Here is a 15,775-nt window from a genome sequence, read left to right as displayed (position 1 = left end):
TGAAACAATTTAGACCGGGCACGCGCTGGCGGCCCGCGAATTCGCCCGCAGTATACATAACGACGAACGCGCGGGTAGCCCTGATGCATTGCACAATCACTTTTACACCAAGAAAGTCAACCCGCTCCGTGCTGTAACGTTACTGAAAGGTTAGGCTTCCATTTCTCGGGCGTTCCGCCCACTGCCTCAAGCTAATTCAATGAAAAAGAAGGACATTGAGATTTTCGATGTCATGTCGCTGCGCGGCCCGAATATGTGGACATATCGGCCCGTTCTGGAGGCATGGGTCGATATCGGGGAACTGGAGGACTTTCCCTCCAACACGATTCCGGGGTTCTACGAGCGCCTGTCGGCCTGGCTGCCGTCGCTGATCGAGCATCGCTGCAGCATCGGCGAGCGCGGCGGCTTCCTGCAGCGGCTGAAGGAAGGCACCTGGCCGGGCCATATCCTGGAACACGTGACGCTTGAGCTGCAAAACCTGGCGGGGATGCCGGGCGGCTTCGGCAAGGCGCGCGAAACGCCGGTGCGCGGCATCTACAAGGTGATCGTGCGTGCCTGGCACGAGGAAGTCACCCGCGCCGCCCTGTTCGGCGCGCGCGACCTGGTCATGGCCGCGATCGAGGACCGCCCCTACGACGTCGCGGCCACGGTGGAGCATCTGCGCCGCCTGGTCGACAAGCATTGCCTGGGCCCCAGCACCGCCTGCATCGTCGATGCCGCGGACGACCGCGACATCCCGGCGATCCGCCTGTCGGACGGCAACCTGGTGCAGCTGGGCTACGGCGCGCGCCAGCGCCGCATCTGGACCGCCGAGACCGACCGCACCAGCGCCATCGCCGAAAGCATCTCGCGCGACAAGGACCTGACCAAGAGCCTGCTGGAATCCTGCGGCGTGCCGGTGCCGGAGGGCCGCCTGGTCGAATCGCCGGAAGACGCCTGGGACGCCGCCGAGGACATCGGCGTGCCGGTGGTGGTGAAGCCCTATGACGGCAACCATGGCCGCGGCGTGTTCACCAACCTGATGACCCGCGAGGAAGTGGAAACCGCCTATGGCGTGGCCATCGACGAAGGCAGCGGGGTCATCGTCGAGCGCTTCATCCCGGGCAACGAGCACCGCCTGCTGGTGGTGGGCGGCCGCCTGGTGGCCGCTGCCATGGGCGAGACCGCCAGCGTGGTCGGCGACGGCAAGTCCACCATCGACGAGCTGATAGAGCTGCAGATCAATTCCGATCCGCGCCGCGGCAGCACCGAGGACCACCCGCTCAACCGCGTGCGCCTCGACTCCGCCGCGCGGCTGGAGCTGAAGCGCCAGGGCATGGACGGCAGTTCGGTGCCGCCGGAAGGCCGCACCGTGCTGATCCAGCGCAACGGCAACGTCGCCTTCGACGTCACCGACCGCGTGCACCCCAGCGTGGCCGCGCATGCCGCGCTGGCCGCGCGCGTGGTGGGGCTGGACATTGCCGGCGTGGACCTGGTGGCCGAGGACATCTCGCGCCCGCTGCATGAACAGCGCGGCGCCATCGTCGAAGTCAACGCCGGCCCCGGCCTGCTGATGCATATCAAGCCCGCCGAGGGCACGCCGCGCCCGGTGGGCCGCGCCATCGTCAACCACCTGTTCCCCGAGTCGGAAGACGACCAGGGCCGCATCCCGGTGGTGGGCGTGACCGGCACCAACGGCAAGACCGTGGTGGCGCGGCTGGTGGCACGGCTGCTGCAGCTGTCAGGCAAGCATACCGGCCTGGCCTGCAGCGACGGCCTGTTCCTGGACCGCCGCCAGGTCGAAAGCGGCGACCGCGCCAACTGGGAAGCCGGCCACCGCATCCTGATGAACCGCGCGGTCGAGGCCGCCGTGTTCGAGAACGACAGCGGCAGCATCCTGTCCGAGGGCCTGGCCTATGACCGCTGCCAGGTCGGCGTGGTCACCAATTTCGACCAGCCCGACCATCTCGGCGATTATTACGTCGAAGACGAAGACCGCATGTACAACGTGCTGCGCACGCAGGTAGACGTGGTGCTGCAGAACGGTGCCGCCGTGCTCAACGCGCGCGACGCGCGCCTGGTCGAGATGGCCGAACTGTGCGACGGCGACGTGATCTTCTTCGGCCTGACCCCGGAACTGCCTGCGATCATCTCGCACCGCGCCGCCGGCAAGCGTGCGGTGTACGTGCGCGAAGGCAAGATCGTGCTGGCCACCGGCACCAGCGAGACCGCACTGGTCGACGTGGCCGCGGTGCCGCTGACCTACGCCGGCCGTGTCGCATTCCAGATCGAGAACGTGCTGGCCGCGGTCGCCGCCGGCTGGGCGCTGGGCATCTCCAATGACCTGATCCGCGCCGGCGTGGTGACCTTCGATGTGGGCCAGGTCGACGTGCCGGGCCGCTTCACGCTGTTCGAGCGCAACGGCGCCACGGTGGTGGTCGACGACGCCCACAACGCCCCCGCGCTGGAAGCGCTGGCGACCGCGCTGGAGCGCTTCCCGGCCGAGCGCCGCATGGTGGTCTACGGCGCCGGCGTGCAGCGCCGCGACGACGACCTGGTGCGCCAGGGCAAGGTCCTGGGCCAGCATTTCGACCGCGTGTTCCTGTGCGAGGATCGCAGCGTCAAGCGCGCCCTGCCCGACGCCGAGGCGCGCGCGCTGCTCAAGCAGGGCCTGTACGAAGGCCGGCGCGTGACCAAGATCATCGACGAAGGCACCCGCGCCAGCGCCATCGAAGCCGCCCTCGGCCAACTGGTGCCGGGCGACCTGCTGGTCCTGCAGTGCGACGAGGCCGCCACCGGCGCCACCGTCGACCTGGTGCACCACTGGATGGGCCAGCCCGCCCGCCGCGCCTGACGCCCCCAGCCCAACCGCGCATAGAAGACACGGAAACCGTTCTATGGAAGTCTCCCGAATCCGGGCCCTGCGGGGCCCGAACCTGTGGTGCCGCCACACCGCCATCGAGGCGATCGTGGCGTGCCAGGACACCGCCAACATGCTGTCGGCCCTGCCCGGCTTTGAAGACCGGCTGCGCGCCCGCTTCCCCGAGATCGGGCCGCTGCGCCCGGACGAGGAATCGGTCGAGCTGTCGCTGGCCCACGTACTGGAAGTGACGGCGCTGCGCCTGCAGGCGGCCGCCGGCTGCCCGGTCACGTTCAGCCGCACCGCGCAGACGGTCGAGCCCGGCATCTACCAGGTGATCGTGCAATACAGCGAGGAAGAAGTCGGCCGGCTCGCCTTCGAACTGGCCGAGGCGCTGTGCCAGGCCGCGCGCCACGACACCCCGTTCGACCTTGCCGACGCGCTGCACCGCCTGCGCGAGCTGGACGAGGACGTGCGCCTGGGGCCGAGCACCGGCTCGATCGTCTACGCCGCGGTCGCGCGCGGGATTCCGTACCGGCGCCTGACGCAGGGTTCGATGGTGCAGTTCGGCTGGGGCAGCAAGCAGCGCCGCATCCAGGCGGCCGAGACCGACCGCACCAGCGCCGTGGCCGAGTCGATCGCGCAGGACAAGGAGCTGACCAAGAGCCTGCTGCACGCCGCCGGGGTGCCGGTGCCGCTGGGCCGCTCGGTGCGCAGCGCCGACCAAGCCTGGGCCGCGGCGCAGGAAATCGACGCGCCGGTGGTGGTCAAGCCGCGCGACGGCAACCAGGGCAAGGGCGTGGCGGTGCGCATCCGCACCCGCGAGGAAGTGATGACGGCCTACGAGGTCGCCTCGGACATCAGCTCCGACGTGATCGTCGAGCGCTATATTCCGGGCCATGATTTCCGCCTGCTGGTGGTCGGCAAGCAGCTGGTCGCGGCCGCGCGCCGCGATCCGCCGCAGGTGATCGGCGACGGCGTGCACACCGTGCGCCAGCTGGTCGAGGAAGTGAACCGCGACCCACGCCGCGGCGAAGGCCATGCCACCTCGCTGACCAAGATCCGCTTCGACGATATCGCGCTGGCCACGCTGGCCAAGCAGAACCTGACCGCCGATTCCGTGCCGGCCGCCGGTACCCGCGTGGTGCTGCGCAACAACGCCAACCTGTCCACCGGCGGCAGCGCCACCGACGTGACCGACGACGTCCACCCGGACATCGCCGCGCGCGCCGTGGCCGCGGCGCAAATGGTGGGCCTCGACATCGCCGGCGTCGACGCGGTGTGCGAGACCATGCTCAAGCCGTTCGAGGAACAGGCCGGCGGCATTGTCGAGGTCAACGCCGCGCCGGGCCTGCGCATGCACCTGCAGCCGTCGTACGGCAAGGGCCGCGCGGTCGGCGAAGCCATCGTCTCGACCATGTTTGCCGACGGCGACGATGGCCGCATCCCGGTGGTGGCGGTCTCCGGCACCAATGGCAAGACCACCACGGTCCGCCTGATCACCCACATCATGGCCAGCAGCGGCCTGCGCATGGGCATGACCGGCACCGACGGCGTCTATATCCAGGGCGAGCGCATCGACACCGGGGACTGCAGCGGCCCGCGCAGCGCGCGCAACGTGCTGCTGCACCCGGACGTGGACGCCGCCGTGTTCGAGACCGCGCGCGGCGGCCTGCTGCGCGAGGGCCTGGCCTTCGACCGCTGCGACGTGGCGGTGGTGACCAACGTCGGCGAAGGCGACCACCTGGGCCTGTCCTACATCAACTCGGTGGAAGACCTGGCGGTGCTCAAGAGCGTGATCGTGCAGAACGTCGCGCCGCACGGCATGGCCGTGCTCAACGCCGCCGATCCGATGGTGGTGCGCATGGCCGACGCCTGCCCGGGCAGCGTCACCTTCTTCGCGCACGATCCCGACCAGCCCGCCATGGCCACGCACCGCGCGCAGGGCAAGCGCGTGGTGTTCGTCGACGGCGCCGACATCGTCGCCGCCGAAGGCGATGCCGAAATGCGCATCGCGCTGGCGGAGATCCCGCTGACGCGCAACGGCACCATCGGCTTCCAGGTCGAGAACGCGATGTCGTCGATCGCCGCGGCGTGGGCGCTCGGCATCGACTGGGCGGTGATCCGCCGCGGGCTGGCGACCTTTGTCAACGATGCGCAGACCGCGCCCGGACGCTTCAATGTGTTCGACTACCGCGGCGCCACGCTGATCGCCGACTACGGCCACAACCCGGATGCGATCCTGGCGCTGTGCAACGCGATCGAATCCATCCCGGCCACGCGGCGCGTGGTGGTGATCAGCGGCGCGGGCGACCGCCGCGACGACGACATCCGCCGCCAGACCCAGATCCTGGGCGGCGTGTTCGACGAGGTCGTGCTGTACCAGGACCAGTGCCAGCGCGGCCGCGCCGACGGCGAAGTGCTGGCGCTGCTGCGCGAAGGCCTGCAGGGCGCCCAACGCGCCAGCCAGGTCGAGGAAATCCGCGGCGAGTTCCTCGCCATCGATACCGCGCTGTCGCACCTGCAGCCGGGCGACCTGTGCCTGATCCTGGTGGACCAGGTGGAAGAGGCGCTGGGGCATATCGCCGGGCGCATCGCGCAGGGCTGAACGGTCCGCTGATGCACAAAGGCCAGCTCCGTGGAGCTGGCCTTTTGCTTTGGCGCGGGTCTCAATGCCGCCCCGGCAGCGACAACCTCCGCTCCAGCCGGTGCTGCAGCCCGGACAAGCCCGTGCTCAAGATCCAATAGATCGCCGCCACCGCCAGATACAGCGGCAAAGGCTGGTAGGTGGCGGCAATCACCTCCTGCGCGGTGCGCAGCAGCTCGGTGACGGTAATGACCGATACCAGCGACGTATCCTTGATCAGGCTGATCAGGCTGTTCGACAGGCTTGGCACCGCCAGCCGCAGCGCCTGCGGGCCCACCACGTAGCGCAGCGCCTGCGCCGGCGTCAGGCCCAGGCTGTAGGCCGCCAGCCACTGCCCGCGCGCCACGCCCAGGATGGCGCCGCGCATGCTCTCAGACAAATAGGCGCCGACGTTCAGGCTGAGCGTCAGCACGCCCGCGGGGGTCGGCTCCAGCGCGATGCCGATGCCGGGCAGCCCGTAATAGACCACGAAGATCTGCACCAGCAGCGGCGTGCCGCGCATGATGCTGACATAGCCCCGCGCCACCCCCTTGAGCGCACGGCTATGGCTGATGCCCATCAGCGCCACCACCGTGCCCAGCATCAGCCCGAACACCATCGACCACAACGCGAACTTGATGGTCAGCAGCGTGCCCTGCAGCAACACGGGCAGGGAGTCGATGACGAGCTGGAGAGCGGGCATGGCGTGGCGGCGCGAAAAGGATCAGCAATAAAGGGCGCAAAGCAAAGCGGCGCGGCAGCCATGCAGGCCGCCGCGCCGCGACATGATAACGCCCTGCCGGTCGGCTTACTTGATCGGCTTGCCGGCGGGCTTGGTCACATCGGTGCCGAACCACTTCACCGACAGCTTGCCGAGCGTGCCGTCCTTGGCCAGTTCATCCAGCGCGTGGTTGATCGCCTGCGCAAACTTGGGGTTGTCCTTGCGGAACGGGATCGCCACCTGCGTGGTGGCACCCGCCACGATCGCGCCAGGGCGCAGCGGCAGGTTTGCGGTCTTGACCAGGTACGCGACCATCAGCCGGTCGTTCAGCGCGGCGTCGACGCGCAGTGCCGCCAGGTCGCGCAGGTACTCGGGCGCGCCGGGATAGGTCTTGACGTCGATGCCGGCCACGGACTTGGCCAGGTCGTTGTAGTTGCTGCCCAGGCTGACGCCGAGCTTGTGGCCTTTCAGGTCTTCCAGCGACTTGAACTGGCGCTTGTCATCCTTGCGCTGGATCAGCTGCGCATCCGAGTAGACGTAGGGCGTGGAAAAATCCAGCACCTGCTGGCGCTGCGGCGTGACGTTGACCTGGTTGACGATGACATCGAACTTGCCCGCCTGCAGGCCGGCGATGATGCCGCTCCATTCGGTGGTGACGAACTCCGGCTTGACGCCGAGCTTGCCCGCCACCGCCCGCGCCACGTCGACGTCGAAGCCTTCCAGCTCGTTCTTTGCGCCACGGAAGCCGAACGGGGGATAGGTGCCCTCCAGCCCGATCTTCAGCACACCGGCCTGCTTGACGGTGTCGAGCAGGTCGGCGGCATGGGCCGCGGTGGCCGCCAGGCCGGCGCCGGCCACCAGGGAAGCGGCCAGCAGGGATTTGAACCAGCCAGTACGAAGCGATCGCATATGTTCTCCAGTCGATGCGGATAAGCAGTGTGGGGCAGCGCCGGCCGGCCTCTTTTGGAGCGCCGCCGGCTGTTGTGCTGCTATGAGCCTATATCGGGCTCAACACTACCGCAAACACTATCGAATGCTAAATATCGATTCATCATGGCTAAATAACCGCGGGGCCCGGTTCCGCCCCCGCGGCCCGCCCCGTCCTACTGGTAGGCCTTGTCGTTGGGCGCCGCGAACAGCGCCTTCATGTCGGCCGACAGCGGGTAATTCATATTGATGCCGCGCGGCGGGATCGGCGCCATGAACCACTTGTTGTACAGCTTCTCGGCGCGGCCGCTGGTCTGCAGGTCGGCGATCACGCCATCGGCCAGCTTCTTGAACGAGGGATCGTCCTTGCGGAACATGCAGGCGTAGTTCTCGGTCTGCAGCGGCGCGCCCACCACCACCCAGTCGGCGGCGTTCTTGGCCTTGGTGCGCTCCCCGTAGAGCAGCGGCTCATCCATCACGAAGGCCGCGGCACGGCCGGTTTCCAGGATCAGGAAGGACTGGCCGTGGTCCTTGGTGCTGATCAGGTTCATGTTCATGGCCTTCTCGCCGTTCATCTTGACCAGCAGGCGCTCGCCGGTGGTGCCGGCGGTGGTGACCACGTTGCGGTCCTTCAGGTCGGCAAACTCCTTCACGCCCGAATCCTTCTTGGTCAGCATCTTGATGCCGTAGACGAACAGGCTGTTGGAGAACGCCACCTGCTTCTGCCGCTCGAGGTTGTTGGTGGTGCTGCCGCATTCGATGTCGATGGTGCCGTTCTGCACCAGCGGGATCCGGTTCTGCGAGGTGATCGGCGTCAGGCGCACCTGCAGGTTGGGCATCTTCAGCTCGCTCTTTACCTTGTCGACGATCTGCAGCAGGATCTCGTGCGAGTAGCCCATGACCTCCTTGCCGTCGGTGTACGAGAACGGGATCGACGATTCGCGGTAGCCAAGCGAGATCACCCCGCTGTCCTTGATCTTCTTCAGCGTGTCGCCGTCGGCGGCATGGGCGGCGCCGGCGGCCAGCAGCAGCGCGGCTGCCGCAAGCGCGCGGCGGGTGGCGGATCGGTGGGGGTGCAGCGTTTGCATGTGGCGCTCCTTGTAGTGGGGCTTGGTCATCGAGGCATGCTTCATGGACAGCTTCAGGTACTGCAGACTTACCGGTACGGCAACAACCCATGCTCGGCCGCAGCGCTAGGCGCGGGCGGCGTCGAAATCTTCTGCGTCGATGGCGGGACGGCGCCCCGCCAGGCGGTCGGCCAGCAGGCCGGCACTGCCCATCGCCAGCGTAAAACCCAGCGCGCCGTGGCCCAGGTTGAGCCACAGCCCCGACACCCGCGACGGCCCCACCAGCGGCAGGCCGTCCGGTGTGGCCGGTCGCAGCCCGGCCCACGGCTGCAGCTGCGCCAGCGGCTGGTCCGGCACGATGCCGGGAAACAGCGCGCGGGTCTGCGCCACCAGCGTGCCGACCCGTTCCGGGTCGATGCGGGTGCCGCCGCGCACCAGGTCGGCCATGCCCGCCACCCGCAGTGTATTGCCGATCCGGGCATAAACGATCTTGTTGGCAAAATCCGTCACGCTGACATGCGGCGCGGACGCGCCGCATGTCAGCGGCACAGTGATGCTGTAGCCCTTGAGCGGCCACAGCATCGGCCGTACCCCGAGCGGACGCAGCAGCGGCACGCTGCCGATGCCGCCCGACATGATCACCACGTCGGCGGGCACCACCCCGGTCGGCGTGCGCACCCCGGTGACGCGGCCGCCCTGCTGCACCAGCCCTTGCACCACGGTGCCAAAGCGCAGCGACACGCCCGCGTACGCGCCATCTTGCAGCAAGCGTGCCAGCGACAGGCAGAAGCGATGGCAGTCGCCCACCTCCTCGCTCGGGGTATGGATGGCGCCGGCGATGTCGTCGCGGATGCCGGCCAGGGCGGGCTCCAGCGCCACGCAGGCAGTACGGTCCAGCGCCTGCTGTTCGCAGCCCAGGCTGGCCTGGTAGTCCAGCAGCCGGCAGGCCGAATCGAACGCCGCCGCGTCGCGGTGCACCACCAGCTTGCCGCGCCGCGCAAAATTGAAACCGGCGCCGCCGTCGTCATGCTGGTGCCGGGCCACGAAGGCCTGCATCAGGTCGCGCGAATAGAAGCCCAGCCGCAGCAGCTTGCGCGTGGTCGCCTCGCTGGTGGCGGTGTTGCAGGCGGACATGAAGGCAGCCAGCCAGCGCCATTGCGCCGGGTCTGCCGCCGGGCGAAAGCGCATCGGCGAATCGCGCCGCAGCAGCCAGCCCGGCACCTTGGCCATCACGCCCGGCCCCGCCAGCGGCGCCACGTAGCTGTAGCTGAGCTGCCCGCCATTGGCAAAGCTGGTTTCCTCGCCGGGGCCGTCGTGGCGCTCGAGCACCGTCACCTGGTGGCCATCCTCGGCCAGTCGCCATGCCGTCGTCATCCCCACCACGCCCGCGCCCACGATCACCACCTGCATTGCCTTTCCCTTGCTTGCGTCCATCAGGCAGAGCGTAGTGCAAGCGCGCCGGCTTGCCCAATGCGAATACGTGCCAGAATATGTCTTCAGGCTATGGCTGCCCCCCCGCAGCCTTGCGCCCCCTCTCCACTACCCCGCGATGCCATGCGCCTGCGCCAGATCGAAGTGTTCCGCGCCGTGATGCTGACCGGCACCGTCAGCGAGGCCGCGCGCCTGCTGCACGTATCGCAGCCGGTGGTCACGCGCGTGCTGCAGCATGCCGAGGCCTCGCTCGGCTTCCGCCTGTTCGAGCGCGTGCGCGGACGGCTGCAGGCCACGCCCGAGGCCAACGCGCTGTATGGGGATGTCGAAAGGCTATATGGCGAGATCGAACGCGTGCGCCGGGTCTCGGAAAGCCTGCGCCACAAGGGCGCGGGCCGGCTGCGCGTGGCCGCCACGCCGAGCCTGGCCAACCCGCTGCTGGTGCCGGCGGTGCGCAGCTTCTGCGCGCGCCACCCCGACACCCAGGTGCAGGTGCTGACGCACCATACCGACGAGATCGTCGGCGCGCTGCTGGCCAACCAGATCGACCTGGGCTTTGCCTTCGCCCCGCCCCGCCACGAGGCCATCTCGAGCGAGCCGGTGGCGAGCGGCCGCATGCTGCTGGCGGTGCCACGCGCGCAGCCGCTGCCCGCGGGCGGGCGCCGCCGCGTGGTGCCGATGCAGCGGCTGATGGAGCGCCCCTTTATCGGCTATGACGACAACAGTTCGCTCGGCCTGCTGGTGCGCCAGACCCTGGCACGGCACGCGCTGGAGCCGCGCTCGACGCTGGAGGTGCAGACCTACTCGCTGGCGCTGGCGCTGGTCGACGCCGGCCTGGGCCTGACGCTGCTGGACCAGTACACCGCGCTCAGCGCCAGCGCGGAGCGCGTCGCGCTGCATGACGTGGCGCCGGTGCTGCCGTTCGAGATCCAGATGCTGCGCGCCAGCCACCGCGCCGGCTCGAGCCTGGCCGACGACCTGCGCGCGCAGTTCGCGCAGGCCGCCGCAGCGCTGGCGGCAACGCTGCCGCAACGGCTGGAAGCGCCGACGGCAAGCTTCGACGCCGCCCCCGCCAGGCGCCGCGACTGAGCGGAGCACAGATTGACAGCCGCGCGCGCCGTGCACCATCATCAAGCCGCCTGCAGGCACAACCTGCCAGCGCAATCCTGCCTATGTTCGTCCTGACCCTGATCGTGCTCGTCCTTGTCAGCGCCTTTTTCTCGATCTCCGAGATCGCGCTGACCGCTGCCCGCCGCACCAAGCTGCAAGTGCTGTCCGAGCGCGGCGACGGCCGCGCCACGCGCGTGCTGCTGCTCAAGGAAGAGCCCGGGAATTTCTTCACCATCGTGCAGATCGGCGTGAACAGCGTCGCCATCCTGGCCGGTATCCTGGGCGAAAAGCATGTGTCCGACCTGCTGCTGGACGCGCTGTCGCCCTACATGCAGGTGGTGCACGCGCAGCGCGCCGCCAATATCGGCTCGTTCCTGATCGTGACGCTGCTGTTCATCCAGTTCGCCGACCTGATCCCCAAGCGCATCGCCATGACCTTTCCCGAGGCCTGCGCGCTGGCGGTGATCGACCCGATGCTGACGCTGCTGCGCGTGCTCAGGCCGCTGGTGTGGGTCTTCAACGCCGCCGCGGATGCCATGCTGCGGCTGCTGCGGCTGCCGACCAAGCCGGTCGACCAGATCACCACCGAAGACATCGCCGCGATGGTCGATGCCGGCGCCGAGGCCGGCGTGCTGCACAAGCATGAGCTGCATCTGATCGAGAACGTGTTCGAACTCGACTTCAAGGGCATCACCGCGATCATGACGCCGCGCGACGAGGTGGTCTACCTGAGCCTGGACGAGCCCGCCGACAGCGTGCGCCGCAAGCTGGTCAACCAGCCGCACGCGCAATATCCGGTGTGCGGGCACGACCTCGACGACGTGCAGGGCTATATCGATTCCAAGGACATCCTGCAGCTGCTGCTGGCCGATGAAAGCGCCGCGGTGATGGGCAACATCGGCCGCCACCACGACAAGAACGTGCTGGTGATCCCCGACACGCTGACCCTGTCCGAATCGCTGACGCGTTTCCGCGAGATGCACCAGAGCTTTGCCGTGGTCATGAACGAGTACGGGCTGGTGGTAGGCATCGTCACGCTGGACGACATCGTCGGCGCGCTGATGGGCGACATCCTCTATTCCAGCGAAGACGAGCAGATCGTGCGGCGCGACGACAGCTCGTGGCTGGTCGATGGCCTGACGCCGCTGGTCGACCTGAAGAAGGCGCTGGAGCTGGATACGCTGCCAGGCGAGGACTACGTCGATACCGCGGCCGGGCTGGTGATCTATGCGCTCAAGCGCATCCCGAAGAAGTCCGAGTCGATCACCGTGGCGGGCTATCGCTTCGAAGTGCTGGACATCGACCATCACAAGATCGACCAGCTGCTGGTGTCGCGCCTGCCGCCAGCACCCGAGGCGGAAGCGGCGGCGACGCCAGCGTAGCCGCGCCGGCCTGGCGATAGCGCTCGAGCGTGTCCGGCAGCCGGAACCACACCACGTAGCCGAACGCCGCCACCACTGCAACCGCCGCCACCACACCGAGCCGCGACGGCGCCACCGATCCCCGCGGCGCCGGCCCGTGCAGCGTGCGGTAGGCCGTGCCCAGCAGCGCGATCCACGCCAGCCCGAGCGCATAGCCCGCGGCCACGTCGGACAGCCAGTGCATGCCCAGGTACAGCCGCGACACGCCGATCGCCGCCACCGCCACCACGGTCAGCGCCAGCACCGGAATGCGCACGCGCCACGGCTGGCGCAGGCACATCAGGAAGGCCAGGAAGCCGTAGGTGACCATGCTGCTGGTGGCGTGGCCGCTGGGGAAGGAGTACGACTCGAGGCCGCTGTAGATGCTGGCCGGACGCACCCGCGCCATGCCGAGCTTGAGCGCCATCACGCAGGCGCGCGCGCCGAGCAGCGCGGCCGCCCAGTACAGCGCCACGATCCAGGCCCGGCGCCAGCACAGCCACGCGAACACCGCCACGCCCACCGCCACCGAAATGCGCCCGCCGCCGAGCTCGGTCACGGCCACCATTGCCAGGTCGAGCCAGTCGCTGCGCAAGGCGCGCAGGCCCGCGTACACCTGCTGGTCGAGGCGCACCACGTCCGCGTTTTCCGCAACCTCGCCGGCCAGCCAGAACAGCGCGCTGCCGCACGCCAGCAGCACGGCGCCGGCGAGCAGCACCAGCAGCAGCTCGGCCACGTCGCGCTCCAGCACGCGCAGCGTAAGCGCGTCCAGCCGCCGCGGCCGCGCCGCCACGCGCGCCGACAGTGCGCCCGCGCCCCACACGCGCCAGCGGTCCAGCCAGCGCACCACGGGCCGCAACAGCGCCACCAGCAGCGGCACCAGGCCCAGCAGCAGCAACGTCACCAGCGCGAACAGTGCAAGCAGGCCCAGCGCCGTGCCCGGCGTAAGCCAGGCCTGCACCAGGGCGACTGCGCGCGCCGGCGCGTCAGCCACCGGGGGCCTCCGCGGTGCCGGCGCTGGCGCCGATCCTGGCGAGATTGGCACGGGCCGGGGCCTCGCAATCGGCGAACGCCGCGGTCAGGAACAGTCGCGGGCGCTGCGCCAGGTGGCCCAGGAATGCCGCGCGGCGGCGCATGAACTCGTCCCACAGCGCATCGCCCTGCAAGCCGGTGCGCGCGGCCAGCAAGGCGCGGTTCTCAGCGAAGACGTCGAGGCTGTGGGCGTCGAACGCGTCCGGCGGCGCGGCCAGCCTGAGCAGGTCGAGATCGAGCACGGTGTCCGCGCCCGCGCAGCTGGGTCGATGGTCGCGCGTATCGAGTACGATCCGCGCAGCCCGCTCCAGCACCGCGCGCGCCTCACCTGGCGCAACGGATTCGATCATGGCGGCCGAGGCAGCCTCGTTGTGCTCGCAGCCCGGCACATAGACCGCGTCGTGGCACAGCACCGCCAGCGCCTGCGCCCGGTCCAGCACCACGCCGCGCGTATGGGCGGCCTCGAACATTTCCAGGATATGGCGGCGGTCGTGGTAGCGGCGGTACGGCGTGTCGTGCAGCGCCAGCACGTCGAGCACCGCCTGGCGCGGCAGGAAATCCAGGCAAGCCAGCGCCGCGGGCCAGTCGGGCGCGAAGCGCGGCACCTCGCCCTGCGGCGTCGCCACCGGCTCGCTGAACACATCGGCGCGGCGCACCCACAGCAAGGACGGATCGCGCATGGCGCGGTAGACCACCACCGGCGCCAGGTCGGCCTCGAAGCGCCCGACGCCTACCGCCGTATAGGCGCCGCCCTTGTAGTGCCGGTACGGCATGCCGTAGACCAGGCCGGCATCGGCCGGCAGTTCGGACGGATCGCCATGAAAGACCTGGGAGGCCGGAGCGGCGGCTGCTTTGTCGGGGGGCTGGGTCATGATGCGGCATCCTGCGTTGCGGATCGCCATGATAGTGCACCGGCCGGCGCGTACGGCGGCACCCTGGCGCCCCTCGCAGCCGCGGCACCAAACCGGCCGCGGAAAAAACAAAACCGACGCGCACTTTCGTGGGCGTCGGCCTGAGTTTTACTACGCTGTTGTTGCCTGCCGGTGGTCGATGCCGACAGCTTCTTGTTTTGGCGGAGAGGGTGGGATTCGAACCCACGGTACCGTCGCCGGTACGCCTGATTTCGAGTCAGGTACATTCGACCACTCTGCCACCTCTCCGGTAACTTGTTGCCGTGTGGCGAAACCGAGATTATAGCCACGCTCCGCCAGCCGATGCAAGAGGCTGGCGGCAGATTTTTTCGGCGCCTTATTGCCGCGCCTTAGAGTTCCGGCTCCAGGCGGGTGGTGCCGCCCATGTACGGCTGCAGCGCGGCCGGCACCGTGACCGAGCCGTCGGCGTTCTGGTAGTTCTCCAGGATCGCCACCAGCGTACGGCCGACGGCTAGCCCCGAGCCGTTCAGCGTGTGCACCAGTTCCGGCTTGCCCTGCCCCGTGCGCATGCGGGACTGCATCCGGCGCGCCTGGAAATCGCCCATGTTGGAGCACGAGCTGATCTCGCGGTAGGTGTTCTGCGCGGGAATCCAGACTTCCAGGTCGTAGGTCTTGGTGCTGCCGAAGCCCATGTCGCCGGTGCACAGCACGATGGTGCGGAACGGCAGCTCCAGCTTCTTCAGGATCGCCTCGGCGTGGCCGGTCAGCTGCTCCAGTGCGTCGAAGGACTGGTCGGCGGGCACCACCTGGACCAGCTCGACCTTGTCGAACTGATGCTGGCGGATCATGCCGCGGGTGTCCTTGCCGTACGAACCCGCTTCGGAGCGGAAGCACGGCGTATGCGCGACGAAGCGCAGCGGCAGCTTCTCGCTGGCGATGATGGCGTCGCGCACGATGTTGGTCAGCGGCACCTCGGCGGTGGGGATCAGGTAGAAGTTCTCGATGCGCTCGCCTTCCTCGCTACCCACCTTGCGCGGCACCTTGAACAGGTCTTCCTCGAACTTGGGCAGCTGGCCGGTGCCGCGCATCGACGCGGCGTTGACGATGTACGGCACGTACATCTCGGTGTAGCCGTGCTCCTGCGTATGGGTGTCGAGCATCAGCTGCACCAGCGCGCGGTGCAGGCGCGCCATGCCGCCGCGCAGCATCGAGAAGCGCGACCCGGTGACCTTGACCGCGGTGTCGAAGTCCAGCCCCAGCTTCTCGCCCACGTCGACGTGGTCGCGCACGGCGAAGTCGAACTGGCGCGGCTCGCCGACGCGGCGCACCTCGACGTTCTGGGTCTCGTCATTGCCCACCGGCACGCTCTCGTGCGGCAGGTTGGGAATCGACAGCATCAGCTCGCCCAGGTGCGCCTGGATCTCGTCCAGCCGCGCGGCCGAGGCCTTGAGCGTGTCGCCGATGCCGCCCACTTCCGCCATCACGGCCGAGGCATCCTCGCCCTTGCCCTTGAGCATGCCGATCTGCTTGGACAGGCTGTTGCGGCGCGCCTGCAGTTCCTCGGTCTGGGTCTGCAGTTGCTTGCGTTCGGCCTCGAGTGCCTGGAACGCCGCCACGTCGAGTTGGAAGCCGCGCGTGGCAAGGCGTTGCGCCACGGCGTCGATGTCTTTGCGGAACAGCTGGATGTCGAGCATGTTGCTAGGGTGAAGTGCAGGGCCAGCGACATGCCGGCGGACCCGCCATTTTACTG

11 protein-coding genes and 1 tRNA gene are annotated in these 15,775 nt (G+C 68.7%); 4 read left to right on the top strand and 8 right to left on the bottom strand.

Going from position 1 to position 15,775, the window contains the following annotated elements; all coding sequences use genetic code 11:
- Window positions 1–199 precede the first annotated feature (199 nt).
- Both cphA (U9J39_RS14455) and cphA (U9J39_RS14450) read left to right on the top strand, forming a co-directional pair.
- Complete coding sequence (gene cphA / locus U9J39_RS14455) at window positions 200–2,833, top strand: cyanophycin synthetase (RefSeq protein ID WP_326347353.1); 2,634 nt, start codon at window positions 200–202, stop codon at window positions 2,831–2,833.
- A 43-nt stretch (window positions 2,834–2,876) separates the two neighbouring features.
- A complete protein-coding gene (cphA, locus tag U9J39_RS14450; RefSeq protein WP_115708577.1) occupies window positions 2,877–5,447 on the top strand; it encodes a cyanophycin synthetase in 2,571 nt (856 codons plus the stop codon).
- Between the two features lie 61 nt (window positions 5,448–5,508).
- Here cphA (U9J39_RS14450) and U9J39_RS14445 read toward each other — a convergent pair whose 3' ends face one another.
- From U9J39_RS14445 to U9J39_RS14430, 4 genes are all read right to left on the bottom strand, one after another.
- Window positions 5,509–6,168, bottom strand: coding sequence for an amino acid ABC transporter permease (locus U9J39_RS14445; RefSeq protein WP_115706275.1), 660 nt, complete (start codon window positions 6,166–6,168; stop codon window positions 5,509–5,511).
- Between the two features lie 105 nt (window positions 6,169–6,273).
- On the bottom strand, window positions 6,274–7,095 hold the full coding sequence (locus U9J39_RS14440; RefSeq protein ID WP_326347352.1) for a transporter substrate-binding domain-containing protein: 822 nt from the start codon (window positions 7,093–7,095) through the stop codon (window positions 6,274–6,276).
- 194 nt (window positions 7,096–7,289) lie between these two features.
- Entirely contained in the window at window positions 7,290–8,201 is a 912-nt protein-coding gene (locus tag U9J39_RS14435) for a glutamate/aspartate ABC transporter substrate-binding protein (protein ID WP_115711574.1), read from the bottom strand.
- Between the two features lie 105 nt (window positions 8,202–8,306).
- Window positions 8,307–9,590 (bottom strand): D-amino acid dehydrogenase, encoded by a 1,284-nt coding sequence (locus tag U9J39_RS14430; protein ID WP_115708571.1) that lies wholly within the window; start codon window positions 9,588–9,590, stop codon window positions 8,307–8,309.
- 144 nt (window positions 9,591–9,734) lie between these two features.
- Between U9J39_RS14430 and U9J39_RS14425 the strand changes: the two genes are divergently transcribed.
- Both U9J39_RS14425 and U9J39_RS14420 read left to right on the top strand, forming a co-directional pair.
- Entirely contained in the window at window positions 9,735–10,700 is a 966-nt protein-coding gene (locus U9J39_RS14425) for a LysR family transcriptional regulator (RefSeq protein WP_240073870.1), read from the top strand.
- 83 nt (window positions 10,701–10,783) lie between these two features.
- Window positions 10,784–12,103, top strand: coding sequence for a hemolysin family protein (locus U9J39_RS14420; protein ID WP_115708567.1), 1,320 nt, complete (start codon window positions 10,784–10,786; stop codon window positions 12,101–12,103).
- On the opposite strand, the gene U9J39_RS14415 is transcribed toward U9J39_RS14420, so the two are convergent.
- The 4 genes from U9J39_RS14415 to serS form a co-directional block, all read right to left on the bottom strand.
- Window positions 11,985–13,115, bottom strand: a complete 1,131-nt coding sequence (locus U9J39_RS14415) for a phosphatase PAP2 family protein (protein WP_326347351.1) — start codon at window positions 13,113–13,115, stop codon at window positions 11,985–11,987. The genes U9J39_RS14420 and U9J39_RS14415 overlap by 119 nt on opposite strands.
- Window positions 13,108–14,055, bottom strand: a complete 948-nt coding sequence (locus U9J39_RS14410; protein ID WP_116312266.1) for a DUF1653 domain-containing protein — start codon at window positions 14,053–14,055, stop codon at window positions 13,108–13,110. Before U9J39_RS14410 ends, U9J39_RS14415 begins: the two co-directional genes overlap by 8 nt.
- Before the next feature lie 168 nt (window positions 14,056–14,223).
- Window positions 14,224–14,313: transfer RNA gene (locus U9J39_RS14405), tRNA-Ser, on the bottom strand.
- A 101-nt stretch (window positions 14,314–14,414) separates the two neighbouring features.
- Window positions 14,415–15,719 (bottom strand): serine--tRNA ligase, encoded by a 1,305-nt coding sequence (serS, locus tag U9J39_RS14400; protein WP_326347350.1) that lies wholly within the window; start codon window positions 15,717–15,719, stop codon window positions 14,415–14,417.
- Between the last annotated feature and the right edge of the window lie 56 nt (window positions 15,720–15,775).

The sequence above is a fragment of the Cupriavidus sp. SS-3 genome (assembly GCF_035818815.1).
GTDB lineage: Bacteria > Pseudomonadota > Gammaproteobacteria > Burkholderiales > Burkholderiaceae > Cupriavidus > Cupriavidus taiwanensis_C.
The sequence above is the reverse complement of the archived record's forward strand: the minus strand, read 5'-3'. Positions and strand labels throughout refer to the sequence as shown.

What these genes read in the sequence shown, in the direction of transcription:
- U9J39_RS14420 (WP_115708567.1), top strand. Translation starts at nt 10,784, where the DNA reads ATGTTCGTCCTGACCCTGATCGTGCTCGTCCTTGTCAGCGCCTTTTTC.
- serS (WP_326347350.1), bottom strand. Translation starts at nt 15,719, where the DNA reads ATGCTCGACATCCAGCTGTTCCGCAAAGACATCGACGCCGTGGCGCAA.
- cphA (WP_326347353.1), top strand. Translation starts at nt 200, where the DNA reads ATGAAAAAGAAGGACATTGAGATTTTCGATGTCATGTCGCTGCGCGGC.
- U9J39_RS14445 (WP_115706275.1), bottom strand. Translation starts at nt 6,168, where the DNA reads ATGCCCGCTCTCCAGCTCGTCATCGACTCCCTGCCCGTGTTGCTGCAG.
- U9J39_RS14430 (WP_115708571.1), bottom strand. Translation starts at nt 9,590, where the DNA reads ATGCAGGTGGTGATCGTGGGCGCGGGCGTGGTGGGGATGACGACGGCA.
- U9J39_RS14425 (WP_240073870.1), top strand. Translation starts at nt 9,735, where the DNA reads ATGCGCCTGCGCCAGATCGAAGTGTTCCGCGCCGTGATGCTGACCGGC.
- cphA (WP_115708577.1), top strand. Translation starts at nt 2,877, where the DNA reads ATGGAAGTCTCCCGAATCCGGGCCCTGCGGGGCCCGAACCTGTGGTGC.
- U9J39_RS14435 (WP_115711574.1), bottom strand. Translation starts at nt 8,201, where the DNA reads ATGCAAACGCTGCACCCCCACCGATCCGCCACCCGCCGCGCGCTTGCG.
- U9J39_RS14440 (WP_326347352.1), bottom strand. Translation starts at nt 7,095, where the DNA reads ATGCGATCGCTTCGTACTGGCTGGTTCAAATCCCTGCTGGCCGCTTCC.
- U9J39_RS14410 (WP_116312266.1), bottom strand. Translation starts at nt 14,055, where the DNA reads ATGGCGATCCGCAACGCAGGATGCCGCATCATGACCCAGCCCCCCGAC.